The 18186-nt window shown below is 41.1% G+C and carries 13 protein-coding genes; all 13 read right to left on the bottom strand.

The window, feature by feature from the left end; all coding sequences use genetic code 11:
- Positions 1–146 precede the first annotated feature (146 nt).
- The 13 genes from NOS7524_RS02155 to NOS7524_RS02095 all read right to left on the bottom strand — a co-directional run bounded on the left by NOS7524_RS02155 (position 147) and on the right by NOS7524_RS02095 (position 18122).
- The gene (locus NOS7524_RS02155; RefSeq protein WP_015136819.1) at positions 147–881 is read right to left on the bottom strand and encodes a phosphoadenylyl-sulfate reductase; all 735 of its coding nucleotides are present in this window, start codon (positions 879–881) and stop codon (positions 147–149) included.
- Positions 882–1012: 131 nt separating this feature from the next.
- Positions 1013–2446, bottom strand: a complete 1434-nt coding sequence (locus NOS7524_RS02150) for an O-antigen ligase family protein (protein WP_015136818.1) — start codon at positions 2444–2446, stop codon at positions 1013–1015.
- A gap of 36 nt (positions 2447–2482) precedes the next feature.
- On the bottom strand, positions 2483–3439 hold the full coding sequence (locus tag NOS7524_RS02145; RefSeq protein ID WP_051039175.1) for a glycosyltransferase family 2 protein: 957 nt from the start codon (positions 3437–3439) through the stop codon (positions 2483–2485).
- Positions 3357–4559, bottom strand: a complete 1203-nt coding sequence (locus NOS7524_RS02140) for a glycosyltransferase family 4 protein (protein WP_015136816.1) — start codon at positions 4557–4559, stop codon at positions 3357–3359. Before NOS7524_RS02140 ends, NOS7524_RS02145 begins: the two co-directional genes overlap by 83 nt.
- 156 nt (positions 4560–4715) lie before the next feature.
- The gene (locus NOS7524_RS02135; RefSeq protein WP_015136815.1) at positions 4716–5702 is read right to left on the bottom strand and encodes a glycosyltransferase family 2 protein; all 987 of its coding nucleotides are present in this window, start codon (positions 5700–5702) and stop codon (positions 4716–4718) included.
- Between the two features lie 98 nt (positions 5703–5800).
- The gene (locus tag NOS7524_RS02130) at positions 5801–6799 is read right to left on the bottom strand and encodes a glycosyltransferase family 2 protein (RefSeq protein ID WP_041555505.1); all 999 of its coding nucleotides are present in this window, start codon (positions 6797–6799) and stop codon (positions 5801–5803) included.
- Between the two features lie 78 nt (positions 6800–6877).
- Positions 6878–8002, bottom strand: a complete 1125-nt coding sequence (locus tag NOS7524_RS02125; RefSeq protein ID WP_015136813.1) for a glycosyltransferase family 4 protein — start codon at positions 8000–8002, stop codon at positions 6878–6880.
- A gap of 120 nt (positions 8003–8122) precedes the next feature.
- Positions 8123–9292, bottom strand: coding sequence for a glycosyltransferase family 4 protein (locus NOS7524_RS02120; protein WP_015136812.1), 1170 nt, complete (start codon positions 9290–9292; stop codon positions 8123–8125).
- 5 nt (positions 9293–9297) lie between these two features.
- Complete coding sequence (locus NOS7524_RS02115) at positions 9298–10734, bottom strand: glycosyltransferase (protein WP_015136811.1); 1437 nt, start codon at positions 10732–10734, stop codon at positions 9298–9300.
- A 12-nt stretch (positions 10735–10746) separates the two neighbouring features.
- Positions 10747–12597: a heterocyst formation ABC transporter subunit HepA gene (gene hepA, locus NOS7524_RS02110; protein ID WP_015136810.1), complete on the bottom strand. Its 1851-nt coding sequence runs from the start codon at positions 12595–12597 to the stop codon at positions 10747–10749.
- Between the two features lie 455 nt (positions 12598–13052).
- Positions 13053–13784: a heterocyst development glycosyltransferase HepC gene (gene hepC, locus NOS7524_RS02105; RefSeq protein ID WP_015136809.1), complete on the bottom strand. Its 732-nt coding sequence runs from the start codon at positions 13782–13784 to the stop codon at positions 13053–13055.
- A gap of 914 nt (positions 13785–14698) precedes the next feature.
- Positions 14699–16930 (bottom strand): GumC family protein, encoded by a 2232-nt coding sequence (locus NOS7524_RS02100; RefSeq protein WP_015136808.1) that lies wholly within the window; start codon positions 16928–16930, stop codon positions 14699–14701.
- A 103-nt stretch (positions 16931–17033) separates the two neighbouring features.
- On the bottom strand, positions 17034–18122 hold the full coding sequence (locus NOS7524_RS02095; protein WP_015136807.1) for a glycosyltransferase: 1089 nt from the start codon (positions 18120–18122) through the stop codon (positions 17034–17036).
- Between the last annotated feature and the right edge of the window lie 64 nt (positions 18123–18186).

The following is an 18186-nucleotide window of genomic DNA, read 5'->3' as shown; positions in this document are numbered from 1 at the left end:
ACAGCCATATTACTCAGAGACAATTTATAAAGTAAATCTATCTTTAGGGGATGTTTTAAAAATCGAGGGTCGTCATTAACTAAAAACTATTGTAGAGACATAGCACTGCTACGTCTCTACAGATACATCATACAGGTATGTCTATACTATTTCTGCAAGTTAGCAGCATGTAAACCACATTCTTTAGCGGTGGACTCTTCCCACCACCAGCGGCCTTCGCGTTCGTGCTGGTTGGGTAATACTGGTCTAGTACAAGGTTCGCAGCCAATGCTAATAAAACCGCGTTCGTGTAATTTGTTGTAAGGCACATCTAAAGCGCGGATGTATTCCCATACCTGAGCAGAAGACCAATTTGCTAAGGGATTGAACTTAATTAATTGATGGTCTTCGGTAGAGAAGGCGCTATCAACTTCAATGACTGGAATATGGTTGCGGGTGCTGGGGCTTTGGTCTTTGCGTTGTCCTGTCACCCAAGCATCAAGGGTGTTAAGTTTGCGGCGCAGTGGTCTGACTTTGCGGACTGCACAGCACTCTTTATGACCATCTTGGTAAAAGCTAAACAATCCCTTTTCTTCTACCAAAGCTTGAACTTCCGCAGTGTCAGGAAACGTTACTTCTAATTTTATCCCATAATGTTTTCTGACTTGATCCAACAACTGATATGTTTCTGGGTGCAAACGTCCGGTATCAAGTGTAAACACGCGGAAGTTATTGGTAATTTTAGAAGCAATATCAATGAGAACAACATCCTCAGCACCACTGAAGGAAATTGCTAGGTTATTAAAAGTTTCCAAGGCAAATTTGAGAATTTCCCTTGGTGATTTTTGACTGTATTCTGCTTCTAGGGCAGCAATATTTAAATCTGTATGGGTAGCTACCATGTCTGAATGTTTTCCTCTCTCGTACCCTGAATTGTACCAACTTGGGATGCAGCAGTACAGTTGGGGGAGTGGGGAGTGAGGGAAGATGAGGGAGAAGAACTATTGCCTATTGGAAGAGTGCCTATTGCCTATTAACTCATCCCTTGCTGCTTATAATACTTGTGAGCTGCCATTGCCATAGCTAAAAATCCCCACAAAATCATCCCCATTACACTCAGCATTCCGCTACTGATAATTAACTGGGCGCATGAACTTATACCAATAGCACGGGCAGCACTGACAAAACTATCAAATCGGGCTTCACTATAACTACAAACGCTGTAAAGCAATAAAATTAATCCACCTAAATATGGGAGAGCGCCAAACCATCCCAAGGTGAAAAACATATCTAAAACACCACTGTCAACTACGAATACTTCAATTTGTCCGGTTTTTTCGTTGACTTTCCAAATATTTCCTAATCCGTTACCCAATCCGTTAGTCAAGGCGAGATTCAAGTTTCTGTCATAGTTCCCTGACCTATCTCTAAAGCTAGTATCTTCTTGCAGATTGGTAAAACTTTCCATCCGTTCTGCTACAACTTCAGAAATGGGTTCGATAGTAGTTAAGGGGACAACGCAAATTGCCATCATGACAATAATAGCGATTAATCGCATTTGAATGCGTGTTTTCACTGAAATGAAAATCATGATTACCCCCACTACCCAACCTCCCCAGTTACTACGGGCTTGGGTAAGTAGGAATGACAAATAACCCAAGGCGGAAGCTGGAAAAGTTAATGCTCCTTGGGTACCGGTGAACATTAATAACAAGCCAGCTTGCAATACGGCTGCATAAGGGCCAACGGAGTGCATTGTACTCCACACACGCATTCCGAAGGGTTCAGGAGAGCCGGAACTGGTATAAAGTCTCGATTCTATCAGCCAGTAACGATCCCACTCTGGTGCTACTACAAATTGATACACGCCGTAAGCACCTGTAAGTAGTACACACCAGAAAAAGACTCGCTGCATATTTTGGCGATAGCTGGGGTAATCTCGCCAGTTGATGTATAAGTGAAAGGCGAAAATGATGGGACTGAGCCAATCTAAAAGTCCCCGTGCTACGGGTAGGGGTGCGTTATAAATTAGTCCTACGAGAAAGGCGTAAAATACGCCCAAAGCAGGCAAAATAAAGGGTAAGCCTCCCTGACGGGCAGCACTGGGTAAGTATTTGATAAAGGTAGCAATACTAACAAATGATACTAAATATGGTGCTACGAGCATCTGGCGGGTGGGATCCCAACCGATGCGATAGTCTACTAAACGGGCAACAAAGGCGGAGATGAACCAAATCCACCAGTTAAAGCCGATATATAAGATAGGATGGCGTAAGTATAAAAATATGGCGACAACAAAAGCTCCGACTGGATAAATGAGGCGCAGGAGGCTGGCAGCACCGATAAAATAACAGGCGATGGTGAGGAATGCAAAGGCGAGGATGACGATCCAAGCCTGTAGCGATCGCTCTTTGGGTGAAAAGTGTTCTTTGGAAAATGGGTTAAAGAGTATTTGTTGAGAAATCACGGTATTTCCTTGGTAAAACGCAGAGGCACGCTGAGGTTAACGCAAAGGTGCGCTAAGGGTTTTGAGGAGGGGTTGGGTTTGGAAGTTTTTGTATGCTTGCCAGCGTCCTTGGAGTGAGGCTAGGAGTTTGCGGGTGGCTAGTTGGTTTTGGCTGGGGAAGAATCTTAGCCATTGGATGAGGCCGTAACAGTCTCTTGTGCCTATGAGGATTGCCCACAGTAGGAAGATGGCACGGCGTAGGGGGGGGAGGTGTTCTAGTAAGATGAGGGTTTCGTTGTGGACTAGGTTGATTTGGGCTGTGGGGTTGAAGTTGTGACGTTGGTCTTCGTCAAATCTTTGGGCGGGATAGTGATCTACGGCTATTTGGGGGTCGTATATCATTTTCCACCCGGCGCGTTTTAAGGTAAGGGTGAAGGCCATTTCAAAATGTACCTGTGCGCCTGTACCTCGCATCCTCTCATCAAAACGTAGTTGGGCGATCGCCTGGGTGCGAAAACTCATGTTCACGCCTTTGAGAACATCAACTTCGCGGGGTTCTCCTACTCCTAGGTGATGATTGCCAATGACTCGGCCAAACCATTGCAATTGTCCGACTATGGGGCGGGAGTCGTCTAATATTTGGTTGCCTTGGTGAACCCAGTCACGACCTCCCACCCCAGCAACGGCACTATCTGCAAGAAAGTGGGTGTTGATGCGTGCTAACCAATCAGGATGGGGGGCGGCATCGTCATCGGTGATGGAAACTATATCGCCTGTGACTGCTGCCATCCCAGCGTTGAGGGCTGCTACTACCCCTGGTTGTGTGACGGTGACGGTTTGTAGTGGGAGGTGTTGGGGGTCGAAGTGGGCGAGGAATTGCCAAGTTTCTGTATCTGTATCCCGGACAACTACTATCACTTGGTCAACTGCTTTAGTTTGCGCTTGTAGTGCCAACAGGCAGCGTGATAGATCCAGAGGACGGCGATAGGTGGGGATGAGAACTGTGTTCTGCATGGGGAATGAACTCCTCAAATAGATCCATATAGGTTTGTGCCATAGTCTGCCAACTGTACTTTTCGGCTAAAGTACGGGCTGCTTGACCCATTTGTTGCATGAGGGTGCGATCGCTCACCATTGACAATAAGGCGACTGCTAAAGCATCGGTATCATCAGAGTCAGGCAGAACCACGCCGCATTCTGGGGTGACTAACTCTGCTCCCCCGGTGGCGGTGGCGGTAATTACAGGTAATCCAGAGGCGAGTGCTTCTAACAGTACCAAGGTGCAAGCTTCGTAGCGGGAAGGAAATACGAATAAATCCACGGCTCGCATAATGTCAGCGATATCACGACGATAGCCGACAAAATGAACGCGATCGCTTAACCCCAAACTACCTGCTAGCTCAGGAAAGGGGCTACCTTCGGGATTCCCCACTACGGCTAAATGTAAGTCGGGAACTTTCTCCAAAGCGTGCAGCACACTATCTAAGTTTTTCCGTGGTGTACGGATATCTCCGGCAAATAATGCCAAAGTTACGTTCTCTGGTAGCCCTAATTGTTGACGATTGGCTACACCAGGAGTAAATTCTTGCAAGTCCACACCGTTGACAATTACCCGGATTCGGGAACGGGGAACACCAATGGCGACTAATTCTTGGGCAACTTTTTCTGAGACGGCGACGACAACTTTGGCTGCTTGAAAAGCTTGTTTTTCCCAACGGGCATTCAGGGCTGTGTATAGCCACTGATAAGCACCGTACAAATCACGACGCACACGGGAAATGTGAACAGGCGATCGCAACCAAGAACTATGCACAAAATGCACAGCATTCACATCGGCAGCAACTTTTGTAATCGCTCCGTTAATTTTGAGTAAGTCAAAATTAGCGCGATTGTTTCGCAACCAATCTGCACTTTTTTGAGCAAAGATAAAATTCCGAATAAATTCCGTAGGATAACCAGCAACGGGAATTTTCACCCAATTTACAGAGTTATTTTCTTCTAACTCCGGTGCAATTTCACTAGCTAATAATGTGAGGTGATGTCCGCGACGAAGTGCTTCTTTTGCAACTTCATAGTTAACCCTACCTTGACCATCACCTTTTTTTAATTTATGGGTAACAATGCAAATTTTCATTGGTTATTAATTCTTCCATCTTGTCTACCTTGTCTACCTTGTCTCCCCTAAAAGGAGAGAGGCTTTAATTTTCCCCCTTCCCTAGTAGGGAAGGGGGTTAGGGGGTTAGGTTTTGCGCTAACTTTTCCACATAACGTGAAAAGTCAGATACCTTTCCTACTTCACACCCAATAATGAATTAGCTAAATGACGAGGAGTAAAACTAAGACTTAATGCCACTAAATTCCGTAAATTAAATTTATGTTGACTGAATGCTTGCCAAAGATAGGAACGTGCTGCTGCTGTTTGTTGGTTGCGTAACAAACCAATGCCTAAAGTTGTATGAGCTTCCAACCATTTTTGTTGAAAGTATGGGCGAAACACTTTTAAACGGATATCTTCCATGAAGATTTTGTAGCAGAAGATTTCGCTTTGGGCTTTGCGAATTTTGGCTTGAGCATTTCTACTGCCACTGAGTTGAGTATCAGTTTGCTCATGCTCACGATATTGGGTTAATCTTTCAGGATAATAGTAAACACCATAACCTGATATACAACAAAGATAAGTTAAATATAAATCCCACATTCCACCAACTTCTGAGGGAATAGTATCCCAATTAATAATATGATTGCGAATTACACAAGCTGAAGCTGTGGGTATACTTTTATCAATTAAGCCAATTTGAGCAAAATTTTGATAAACTCCTTGGGCTAATTTGTCCCGCTTGTAAGCATGAGTATAGACTTCTGTTTGCTGAAGATTAATTTTGCCTTGACTATCGATGACATCTTGGTCAGAAAAAGCCAAAACTAAACTAGAATCTGCCTCTAAATATGGTATTAACTTGGCTAAAAAATCCTCATGCCAAATATCATCATCATGGAGGCTAGCGACATATTTACCTTGTGCCATTTTGAAGGCATTCATTTGATTAGGCAACATCCCAATATTTTCTGGATGTCGCCAAAATTTAATCCGAGAGTCTTGAAAAGATTCGACAATTGCTTGGGGATTTTCGGGGCTACAATTATCAGAAACAATAATTTCAATATTTTGATAAGTTTGTTTAATTGCGCTGGCGATCGCCTGTTGCAAATACTCCGGTCTATTATAGGTCGGGATAATGACACTAACTAAAGGTTCGGAAGAATTAATATTAATCATAAATTTAATTGCCCTGCCAAAATTAGTTTTATTAATTTAATTTTTTTGTAGGGTGGGAAAGTTGTCCACCCTATTATGCAAATCAAATGTAGAACAGCTTACTTCAACCAAGCTGCTAATAGGGATTTAGCTCTAACACTAACGTTCATCATCATATCCAACATCGAATCTACAACTTTAGAAGGCTGAGAAATTGGATAATCAGGAATACTTTCTAGTTGCTGTGATTTAGCATATTGCCGACAAGCTTCCCAATCAAATTTCCAAATATCTTCCATCAAGAAACGTCTCATGCCATATTTTTGGAAATAACGTAGCACTTCAAAATCATAAGCATAATACTTATGTTTAATAATGGTGTGCATATCAATTCCCTGTTCTTCCCAACCTCTAAACCATTCATCAGGAGCAGCTTCTAATTTACCTAGTCCTAAATAATCTGGACGTGAGTTATAGCGATACCTTCTACCCAGTGGATGACCTACTCCCAAAACATTTTCTATTACACCATATAACCGCATTTTGGCAGCATGGGCATCTAGGCGAGTTATACCATAATGCAGCACTTTAATATCGTGACAATGCAATCTTGTAGCATATTCGGGTGTGGGAATGCGTACACTATGAATGGCTTGCGGTTGATGTGCAGCACCGTCATCTACATAAGCTAGAGGTGTGAGAATACCAGTTCTAATACATTGATGGGTTGTTTCAAATAAATCGGGTTTTTCAAAATATATAACTGTCCCTGGTTTGGCTTGGAGCATTGTTTGCCAACTCTGGGTTTTAATCGCATTGGCTGCTAAAATTTCATCAGCGTCTAATGCTATAAGTATCTTAGGTTCTAAAATTAATTCTCTAGCAGTTTTTATTAATAAAAGCTGTCGGTCAGCCTCATTAAATTTTTCTGATTTATTTTCTACAAGTATGACTTTAGGATATTTTTTACAAATTGCCTGACTGCCATCAGTTGAGTTTTGGTCAGCAATAATAATATAGTCAGCGAATTGACTGGTAACTGATAAGAAACGCTCTAAAATCCACGCTTCATTTTTAACGGGAGTAATAACTACAATTTTAGGTACTGAATTATTCATAATTCTAGATAATAATGTGAAAGTAAAATTAGGGGATTGGGCAGACAAAATTTTTCCTTGTCTCCTACGAGTTAGGATTTAATGATGGAACTTAGCAATAGTTTGGTCATAGATTTTTTCTAGACGTTGTACATGAACATCTATAGTAAATTCTTCCTCAAACCAAGCCTGACCTTGTTGACCCATGAGCCGACATTTGTGATAGTTTGATGCTAGTTCGTTGATGGCATCTGCTAACTTCTGCACATGATTAGGTGAAACTAAAAGACCTGTTTCACCATCCCGCAGATGTTCTGGAATCCCTCCCACTGCACTGGCTATGACGGGTCGATAGTGACTATAGGCTTCCAATGTCACCAGACCGGCGGGTTCTGGCCATAGACTGGGAAAGACAACAGCTAAGGATTGTTGATAGAGTGCTGCTAATTTTTCGCCACTACACCAACCATGCCAAGTAATGCGATCGCTTAACCCCATTTTCTCGGCCAATCGTTCCATATTTGCCTTACCCCAACCATCACCAGCAATATCTAGATGGATATTTGCGTCAGTTTGAGCTAAGGCTTTAATCAGCCATTCAATCCCTTTGTAGGGAACAATTCGACCAGCAAATAAAATGCGCTGCTGTTGATGGATATCTTGACTCAAAGGTGCAGTCACACTCTGGGGTGCTTGCACGCCACAACGTAGTGTGATTACTCTTTCCGGTGCTACACCATTACTAATGATTTGCTGACGGACATAATCACTATTAGCGATTACCGGAATTGACGATTTTTTCAGGACTTCTAGCGGCTGGTGGGCGTTGCGCCAGTCTTGGAGGATATTTTGTGGCCTGCGACTACCACAACCATCTACTAGATGACCCCAAGTACATCCGAGAGGGTGCATAGCGCGATCGCATACTTGAGTCCGATCTGCCAGATATTTGGTTCCACTGGGACAGTAAATCGAGTGATTATGCAGAGTTAAGATCGCTGGGCATTCTTCCCGCCAATCAACTAACATATCTGAGTCATGGATATGTAGTAACTTGAACTGCTTTTGATCTACTGTTTTTAAGGAAGTGATCGTGCGATCGCTCACTCCAGGTAGTTCAGCCAGTACCAAAGAAGCCACATAAGTTTCAATACCACCACCACCACTAATATCAGCCGGAGAGCAGTGATAGATCATTTGAGAATCTAGTATTTGTGCATTCATCATCCCAACTCTTCAATCAATTACATCACTCCCAGTAGCTGAAAATGCTCTCTCTCAAACTCTCTGTGCCTCTGCGGCTCTGGGTGAAACAAATTCATCCCTTTAGCAAAGCCAAACCGATTAATTCCACATATCCTTTTGAGAAAATATCTGGCTCAAAGTTTGCTGATAAACCTCTGGAGTTTGTTGTTCTGCTCTGATTCGCGCAGCCTTACCCATTTCTCTAGTTTTCTCTGGGTTTTCTGCTAAAAATACAAGCTTATCCGCCATAGTTTGAACATCTCTAGGCGGCACAACAAACCCATTTACCCCATCATCAACAACATCAGCTGCACCACATTGAGATGTAGTAATCACAGGCAATCCGCAAGCCATTGCTTCTAATGCCACCAAACCAAAACCATCTTCCACAGAAGGTAAAACTAAAACAGAAGATTTACCAAAAACTTGTGTCGGATCAGCCTGACTAAAATCCCAAAATTCTTGTTTAATATTTTTGTGCTGACTTAGAGTTTTTTCTACAAAAATTCTTAAACCACGGGTGGAAGCTCCGCCAACAATTAATAATTCTGAGTTCGGAATTTTAGCTTCTAAGAAAGCGTTCACCAAATAATGTAAACCCTTACGAGGTTCAATTGTCCCTACATAAAGTACCCGAAAGATATGATCAGTTTTAGGTGTAGGATGAAACCTTTTAGTATCTACAAAAGGTGTAATAACTGCTATTTTCTCTGGTGCAAATCCAGCCCGGATAAAGCTTTGTTTAGCTACTTCCGAAAGCACAATAATTAAGTCTGATTGCTCACACTCTCCTAAAAAGCGTTGTAGCATCATAGGATTCATCGTAGCAACTGTAGAATCAGCTAGAAAGTCCAATTCTTGCTGAATCTGTTCCTGCATGAAAGGAAGATAATTATTGAGGCAATATAGCCAAGCTTTAGCACCTTGAGCTTTGGCAGTTTTAAAACCTAAGTGACTTTGACCGGCTACCCCCATAATCAAATCACATTCCTGTGATTTTAGCTGTTTACTTACTTGACGATCAAAATATAAATCACTGAGGAGAACAGCTAAATCATTACGACGACGCAGAAGAGGAGTAGCCAGTAATCTTTTACTCCATTGAGAATACCCTAGAGGATAAACTGGAAAATTAGATGGCGGTTTTTGCGTACCAGAACATAACACAGTTAAATCAGCGAGTTTGCTTAAACCTGTGGCGGCATTTGCTAAACAAACACCTTGTCCGCCTATACCTAATTGGGTGTTGCAAGTAAGAGTAACTTTCATCACTTTTATCTAGTATTAACTGTCTTGGACAAAACCCTGTCAAAGATGTGTAAATAATCTTGTACTAAGTTGATATAACTAAGTTCTGATAGAAAATGAGAACGATCAAATCTCAAGGGATTACCAGTAAATTTGGCGGCTGCTACAGTAGCAATAACTTGGCTCATAGCTTTTGTATCTGTGGGTTCAACTAGCCAAACCCCTGGTTTACCTTGTAAATAATCCCAGTTTTCTCCTTTAGGTACTGCTGCTAAAATTGGTCGATCTGTCATTAAATATTCATAGGTTTTACAAGAAATACGTCCTCCTGATGAGCCATCCGGACGATTCGGTAAAGTGATTAATAACAGGTCTGCTTGTCTAGCTAATTGAATTGCTTGAAAATGTGGTAAAGCACCAAACACAGATACCACATCTGTCAAATTTTGATTTTCTAAAACCCTATGCACAACAAATTCTGGAAAGCTATTGCCATACACTGATAGATGAATTCGTTGTTGCCATTGGGGATGTTGAGCTAATACTTGGTTAATTGCTTGCCCTGCAAATACTGGGCTAGAACTACGATAATCAATGGTGGCTCGTTTGTAATAGCCTAATTCCATCCAAGCTTGATAGAGCTTTTTCGGCAGTGTGATTTCTTCAGGACGGTGATAAAATCGATACCATCCATTCATACCGCCAGTATAAACAATTTCCAAATTACTATCATTAACTGGGGCATAAATAGGATGAGAAAAATCTTGAGGATCAGCACCACAACGAATCAAATGCAGTTTTGATTGTTGTTTGGGAGTTTGTCGGTTTTTGACTGCATCTAAATTGAATTGAGAAACATAAACTATTGCATTAGATTGACATACATAAAAGTCTTCTAACCAGTAGTCTAAATGATGATGTAACCAACTCAGGGCATTAGGGTGCATATCAGTGCAGGTTGGTGAATCATCCAAGCTCAAGATTAAGGGCAAACCTGTGAGCCACTTCAGGACGATTCCTACTAAACCTGCGGAATAAGGCATCATCAAGACAAAAATTGCGTCAGGTCGTTGTTTCTGGATGAGTCGATAGCCTTTAATAATGGCAGGGATGATCCAAAAAATTTCTTGGTCTGGCCAAATTAACAACGATAATAATTTATCTAGTCTGAGCCTACTGAGTAATTCAATTAAACTTTTAGGGTACCAATTTTTAGCATAATGAATACTAACTTCTTCACCCAAATCAGCATTCTTAGTTCCAGTTAAAACTTTTAATCGCCAAGTTTGTTGGAATTGTTCTAATAACTTTTTAGCTCGGTTGGCAATTGGCGTTTTTAACGGTGGTAGGTCGTGAGTTATACATAATAGAGTTTGCTTTGATCTACCATTATCGGTAACATTAGTAGTATTTTGGCTATTTAAAATAGCTGGTGCTTTGGATTTATTGATGAAGTTAACCATATTGATAAGTCTCTACTCTGATTGACTGGTTTCATACTGCATTTGGTGATATTTCCACAGCTTGCCTTTTTGCTCTAGCAATTCTTGATAGCCGCCTTGTTCTACGATGCGTCCTTGTTCGAGAACTACGACTTTATCGGCTTTGGCAATAGTAGAAAGTCGGTGAGCGATCGCAATTACTGTTCTGCCCGCCGATAGCTTTTCTAATGAGTCTTGAATTAGGCGTTCCGATAGGGAATCTAAGGCGCTGGTGGCTTCATCTAAAATCAAGATTTCTGGGTTACGTAATAAAGCACGAGCGATTGCTAATCTTTGTCTTTGTCCTCCAGATAAACGTACACCTCTATCTCCTAGTTGGGTGTCAAATCCTTCTGGCATTTCTAAAATAAATTCTAAAGCGTTAGCTAGTTGTGCAGCTTCTCTAATTTCTTCTTTGGTGGCTTCCAGTGTACCGTAGGCGATATTTTTCCATACGGAAGTGTTAAAGATAAAGGTGTCTTGACTAACGACAGCTATTTTACGACGTAAGGAATTAATTTCAAATTTCCTAATGTCAATATCATCTAAATAAACATTGCCTTCGGTAGCATCATGAAAACGGGGAATTAAATCAGCTAGTGTGGTTTTACCAGCACCAGAGGCACCTACTAAAGCTGTAGTTTTGCCCTTTTCAATGCTCAATGTAATGTCATGGAGAATTAAGTTATCAGGACTGTAACCAAAATCGACAGATACTAAATCGATTGACCTTTTTAAGGCTGTAAATTTAATTTTGCCGTTTTGGAAGTAAGGTTTATCATCCTTTTTCAGCAAATTTTTAATATTGTCTGCGGAACCTTGCAGGCTGCTGAGAAAGGCTCTAGTACCGTTAATATCTTGAATGAATGGTACAAGACGGAATAAAACAAAGAAGAATGTTAGGAGAGAAGAAACTTGTAGCTCACCATGTGCCACAAAGTTCGTGAAAGCTAAAATAATCATCCCGATTAAGACAGTGGTGGCGGTGGCTTCGGCAATGGGCTTTACCAATGTCCAAGAGATGATGACTTTAGTAGAAGAACTCACTACTTGGTTACTAGCTTTGTAGTAGCGATCGCGTTCAAAATTTTGAGTTCCAAAAGCGTGGACTGTGCGAATTCCATTAATAAACTCTACGGCTGTTGAAGCAAAATTACCATTAGCTACCGTCATCCCAAAGCTGGTTTCTCGCACTCTGGTATTTAAATTAGATAAGCCAACTGCTAACAAAGAAAACAGCATCGTAGACAGTAAGGTTAATTTCCATGACATGAGAAACATGGAGAATAAATACACGCTAGCTGTCAAGCTTCTAGTGAATAAAAATGCTGCACTACTGAAAGCCTGTCTAATTCTTTCAATTTCTGTGGTAATACTGTTTACCAGTTCTCCAGAACGAGTTTTAGCAAAGTAACTCAATTGGAAAGATTGCAGTTGTTCAAAAATACTTTTACGCAGGCGATCGCCAAGATGTAGTTGTGCTAATTCTGTATAGACTTGGCTCAAATAATTAAATGCAGCTCGTAACCAAGTGCTGAATAAAATTAGCACGGATATACGATATAATCGATTAATTGGCGATTCTTTCGCACCCAAAATTAAGATATCAAACCACTCGATACCAGTCTTAACTGGTTGAGCATCTGGGCTAGTCAAACTTTGCAGAAATGATAGTAAAAATCCAATACTCACCCCTTCAAAACCTGCCGCTAGCACTGAAAATATCACGGCTAAAATTGCTATTTTGCGGAATTTCTTGATCTCTTGCAAAATTAAATAATTATCTTTCCAGAAGCTAGTAGCTTTAAATAGATTACGGAAGAGCTGATTTGGTTTAAAACGCATGATTATTTTTGGATCAGAATTGGGCAATACACACAGTTGAAGATATACACTATGTAACTAATTCTGCTTTCTTCTTAGGAAACAGATAAATTTAGCAATTACTGGACTAATTCTCAAGAAAACTTGCAGATTTAAAGATGTTGTAAAGTTGGGGAAGATGGGAGAGTTGGGGAGATGGGGGAGATGGGGGAGATGGGGGAGATGGAGGGGATAATTAATTTCTTGGAGTTCCCCAAATATCAAAGAGTCTTTCCAACCCCTATACCCGAATGCCACGCTCGTTAAGCGCAAACCCTTGATATGGTTTGCTTGGAGGGTGTGGGGAATTAAGAAGATATTGAACTCCGGAGCGCAATTAAAATTCAATTGTCTTAAACACTACACCCTACACCCTAGCCCCTACACCCTGCCCTGACGAGATTTCATCTTTACAAGCGTGCCATTCCCCTACACCCCTACACCTCACTCCCTATTCCCCATTCCCCACTCCCTCTTGATAGCGGTTGGAGCTGATATTGTCTTTCTAAACTCAAACTGATGGCTTCTTCTAAAGTCCAACAACGAGTGCCAATCAAGCTCATTTCACCCCGCAGTACATTCCATAATTGCGGTAGATGTTCTAAACCAGATTTACGCAACCAACGCCCCAAGGGAGTGCTATTTTGCTGATGAGTAGTACAAAACTTGATAGCTCGAAACAGTTTACCCCTTTCTCCCACGCGCCATTCACGGGTAAAGAGTGACTTGGGTGAGTAAACCTGCATTAGTATCACCAATACTGCCATGATTGGACTCAATAACAGTAGCAATACACCGGCAATTACCCTGTCAATGAATTGCAACCACACTGCACCTTGGCTAGCTCGTTTAAAAAATTGAGAGCCAGAAGGTATGCGGAGAAATATAGGCTTTTGCGCTTGTTCACAGCCTTCAGCCCAGAACTGTAACAAAGTTTTACCAAGTTTGGCATCTATACATACCAAATTGACTGGTGAATGTTTTAAGCACTCTACTAACAATTGCTGGCTATCTAAAGAAGGTAAATAAGGCTGTGGTAATTTTGTGGAAGCCTTCACCAACAGTTGACCTCGCCGCCATTGGAGCGTGTAGGGCGAGGAGTGATGTTCTGGCTGTTGTGGAGTTGCAGGACGGTTATTCTCAAGACTTGGAACTATTGTGCTGGTCATATGTCTTTGGATTTATGTACACTAAATCGCTAAGTTGATATCAAAGGCTATCAATGCCAAAGACTGCGATGTGAATCTGGTTTATTCCTCAAAGTTATAGATACTTACGTGCCAAAATATCCTGGTTTAATTTGCATGAGCCGTAAGTATTTCACCTAAGCAATTCTGCTATGTTTGAGATTTCCGGGGAATTCAAAAGACAAAAGCCTAATATTTTGATTTTTTTGTACTGTCTAGTAACTTGCTTCTTTGCAGAAGTATAGTTGTTAAATTTACGTTGCGTTGTACTAGACACCAAGTAGATAGGTATTAGTAAACATAATTAGAAAGTTGACTGGAAATTTAGATGTCTCTGATACAAATTAGGGATGTTGGGTAAATGTAGAGGTAAGTAACCCCATGAAGACCTGAATAACTTGGTAATTATGTTTATGTTGGCTCCTTGTCTACTTTGTCCAAGAAATCTAAAAAAGTTAGTCTACTATTGTCTTTGAGTCACCTAAAATCGATTTCAATCTCTAGGATATAAGAGTCTGTAGAAATAACTAGATACTTAATCTAATTCTTTATTTATTCTTTAAACAGGCAGTGTTTTTCCTGCTAAATATAAAGCTGGTATAAATATACTTAATTATTTAATAATATTAATAGACTTAATTATAACACAAAAAAAGTTTAATTTTTACAGTTAAAATAGTCAAGTTAATGTCATTAAAATTTGCCCAGAGACTGATGAAAAGATATGAATTTATTTTAAATAGATTGATGATTAAATATATCTCAGCCACTTAGTTGTATGAGACCTACAAAAAGATATGTGCGATCGCACCCCATAAGAAGCGATCGCACAATCAAAATATTCAACCAAGGAGTGGGGAGACGAGGAAGCAACTATACCCTATTCCCCATGCCCTCTACTTCTCTACTGCTTGTTGCAGAGAATATCGATATTCTCTGGCATACTGCACATAGGTACTACCAGAGTTAGCCACCCCATTAGCCACAACCCCAATCAGGTTTAACTTGCTCAACATTGCTGTAGCTTGGGCGATTTGAGCGCGAGTTACTCTACTCATGCTGGCTACTAATACCACACTCCGACAAGAGGAAGCTGTCAGCATGGCATCTACTAAACCCAGAACAGGAGGCGCATCGAGAATCACCAAATCATAGTTCTCTTCAAATGCGTTCATCAATTCCTTCATCCGAGGAGAACTCAAAAGATTGGCGGGATCAGTAGGTCGGGGGCCAGCTGTCAAAATATCGATATAGGTTGAGCCTACAGAATGAGTCCCAATCTGATGAGGTAAAGTGATTTCACTAGCCAAGAGCGTGGAAAGCCCTTGATCATTGGGAATATTCAGCTGTTGATGCAAACTGGGATTGCGTAAATTAGCATCAATCAACAGTACCCGTTTGTGTAACCGTGCCGCACTCATCGCTAAACCTAAAGCCAAAGCTGACTTACCCTCATCCACCATAGGCGAGGAAATCATCAAGGATTTCAAGCTAGAGACAGAATTTAACAGCTCGATATTTTTATAAATCATATCCAATGATTCCCAACGGGGAGGAGATTGTAAAACCTCAACCGTCCAGGGTGCGGGTATATCTGGCTTACCGAAAGGCAGCTTGATGACAGATTCTCTAGTTTTCGCAGGTGGTAACTTAGGAGTAGTTCCCAACAAAGGCAAAGCAGCTTGTTTTTCTAACTCAGCCGTAGTGTGAACAGAATCATCAGATACTTCTCGAATAAAGGCAGCAATACCTCCCAACATTAACCCCACCACTGCACCCAACATCAGATTTTGCTGGAGGTTGGGGCCTAGTTTTATACCTAGTTGGGGTTCTTCCACCACTTCCCAATTGAATCCACCCTTGGCTAATTCTTGGCGCAATTGCTGTTCTGCCCGTAATAGTTGCTCTAACCTTTCCCGGCTAAATTGCAACTGTGGTTGTATCCGATTGTAATAAGCCAATAAGGGCGGAAAGCGTTTAATTTCCAGACGTAGCTGATTTTCTTTCTGTGCCAAACTTTGGTCACGGGCAGTTAATGAAACTATGGTTGTCTGAGTTTCTACTAATTGACTAGCCAGACTCAGATCAATTTCACCAAACTGTCCTTGTTCCAAAAGAGGTTCCCCAGAATTGAAGACACCCGCAGATTTATTACCTAAAGTTCTGCTGACTTCTTGTTGTAATAATTCCTTTTGGCTTTGTAGTTGTTCTTTTAACTTCTGCACGCCAGGAGTCTCATCTGTAAAGCGTAGGCGTTCTTGAGCCAACAACAATTCTGTTTTTTGGATTTCGTTGAGTAAGCCTTGGTAGCGAGTAGATTGACTCAGACGTGAAGCAACTAAAGCATTTTGGGGAGAACGCTTGAGTTGTTCTTGCAAAGATTTCTGTTTGGCTAAAGCCTCTTGATACAGAGAACGAGTAGTACGGCGTTCCTGTTCAATGGTGTTTAAAGAATCTTCTAATGCTTTAGCCTGTGCTTCTGGATCAATTAGATTCTGGTTTCTGCGGAACCGTTGTAAGTTAGCTTCAGCCGCATTGACTTCTTCACTGGCTTTGCTTAACTGTTCTCTGATGACTTGTAGACCTTTTCGCAGACGGGAATCCTGCTGCTGTTTGTTATATTCCACATAAACTTGACGAATAGCAGCCAGAACTTTTTGCGTCTTTTCTGGATCATTGGCAGTGTAGTCTACCTGAAAGATTTTGGTTGCTACATTATCTTCTTTTGACCTAAGTTGATTCAAGACTAAAGCATTTCTAATGTCAGCAATTGTAATATCTGGATATTCAGGTTGCAGTTTTGTCACTGCTTTTTGAATAAGTCCTGAACTTTGCATCAAGTTCAGTTGAGTAGCAGTATCTATCTGAACATCAGGTTCTAAAAACTGAGCTTGTGCGCCAGCGCGATCTTCTCTACCTTGATAGTTGGGTTCTACCAACAGCTGCATTGAACTTCTATAGGTCGGTTTGGTTCTAGCAGTCATAAAAGCTGCTAAGGCAATTGCAGTAATAAATGCTGCTATAAACCAAGGAAACCTACGAATAAATACTGCTAAAATCTGACCATAACTTGGTTCTGTGTCATTAGTTGAGTTGACGATATTGGTGCTTAGACTGCTTTGAACCACGTTTATTATCCTTATCTGTGAGACGCTACGTGAACTAATAACAAATCAAATTTGGTAATTTTCACTAATTGCCCAAGCTGAAGTATGACGGCTGTCTTCTGCTTTAATTGACACTACAAGTTTGTTCAATCACTCGCTCAACTTTGCTAAAGAAGACAGATTCCGAAAAATTATTCACAGCATGATTACGAATATTTTCATAATTCCAAGGAATTTCTCCGGACTCTAATAATGCTGTTTGTAAAGATTCGGGTGTTTGCCTGTTAAAAAAGACTCCGGTTTGTCTATGTATTTGAGTATCTAATACACCACCCGCACCATAAGCAATCACTGGTGTCCCACTAGCATTAGCCTCTACGGGTACTAAACCATAGTCTTCTAAGGCTGCTACTATGACGGATTTAGCTCTAGCAAATAAATCTTTGCGTTGGCTGTCACTCACATGACCTAAAAATTGAATATTACCCAATGCTTTAGCTTCTAATCTTTCTCTTTCTGGCCCATCACCAGAGATTAATAATGGCCATCCTAACCAATTAAAAGCTTCAACTATAATATCGAGCCGCTTATAACTAATCATCCGTGCCGATGCTAAATAGTATTCATCTTTGGCATCTGAAAACACAAAATTGCTGGTATCAATGGGATAGTTAACCATCAATGCTTGTTTGCCGTAAATTGTTTGAATACGACGGGCCACAGTGCTGGAATTGGCGATGTAGATATCAGGTTCCTGAGCATATTTCAGATCTACATCTCTCATTAATTGAAAAATGCGTTGTATGAATGGTGCAAAATAGCGATAATCGCTATATTCTCGTAAATAGGTTTCTGTATCCCACAAAAACCGGGTGACATTATGACAAAAGCAGATGTGTTTGGCATCTTGCCGCTTTTTCACTGCTTTAGCAAAGCTGGTACTACTGCTAATTATTAAATCGTAGTCTTGCAAATCTAAAGCCCGAAAAGCAGGAAAGTATAAGGGAGCCATCAATCTAAAATATTTGGCTGCACCAGGAATTTTTTGTAAGAAAGTTGTCTGAACTATGCGATCGCCTACATCGATAGTTTTCTCAGGATCATATAAAGATGTAAAAATATCCGCTTCTGGATAGCGTTTACAAAGTAGTTCAAAGACGCGTTCTGCGCCACCGCGCTGAGTTAAATAATCATGAACTAGGGCAATTTTCATGGTTTTTATCAACAATTTTGGCTGTTCTCTCTGTGTCTTTGTGCCTCTGTGGTGACAAGAATTA

Origin of the sequence: Nostoc sp. PCC 7524 (assembly GCF_000316645.1) — a bacterium.
In the GTDB taxonomy this organism is placed as follows: Bacteria; Cyanobacteriota; Cyanobacteriia; order Cyanobacteriales; family Nostocaceae; genus Trichormus.
The sequence above is the reverse complement of the archived record's forward strand: the minus strand, read 5'-3'. Positions and strand labels throughout refer to the sequence as shown.

Coding starts and splice junctions, on each gene's coding strand:
- NOS7524_RS02155 (WP_015136819.1), bottom strand. CDS start 881: ATGGTAGCTACCCATACAGATTTAAATATTGCTGCCCTAGAAGCAGAA.
- NOS7524_RS02145 (WP_051039175.1), bottom strand. CDS start 3,439: ATGCAGAACACAGTTCTCATCCCCACCTATCGCCGTCCTCTGGATCTA.
- NOS7524_RS02140 (WP_015136816.1), bottom strand. CDS start 4,559: ATGAAAATTTGCATTGTTACCCATAAATTAAAAAAAGGTGATGGTCAA.
- NOS7524_RS02135 (WP_015136815.1), bottom strand. CDS start 5,702: ATGATTAATATTAATTCTTCCGAACCTTTAGTTAGTGTCATTATCCCG.
- NOS7524_RS02130 (WP_041555505.1), bottom strand. CDS start 6,799: ATGAATAATTCAGTACCTAAAATTGTAGTTATTACTCCCGTTAAAAAT.
- NOS7524_RS02125 (WP_015136813.1), bottom strand. CDS start 8,002: ATGAATGCACAAATACTAGATTCTCAAATGATCTATCACTGCTCTCCG.
- NOS7524_RS02120 (WP_015136812.1), bottom strand. CDS start 9,292: ATGAAAGTTACTCTTACTTGCAACACCCAATTAGGTATAGGCGGACAA.
- NOS7524_RS02115 (WP_015136811.1), bottom strand. CDS start 10,734: ATGGTTAACTTCATCAATAAATCCAAAGCACCAGCTATTTTAAATAGC.
- hepA (WP_015136810.1), bottom strand. CDS start 12,597: ATGCGTTTTAAACCAAATCAGCTCTTCCGTAATCTATTTAAAGCTACT.
- hepC (WP_015136809.1), bottom strand. CDS start 13,784: ATGACCAGCACAATAGTTCCAAGTCTTGAGAATAACCGTCCTGCAACT.
- NOS7524_RS02095 (WP_015136807.1), bottom strand. CDS start 18,122: ATGAAAATTGCCCTAGTTCATGATTATTTAACTCAGCGCGGTGGCGCA.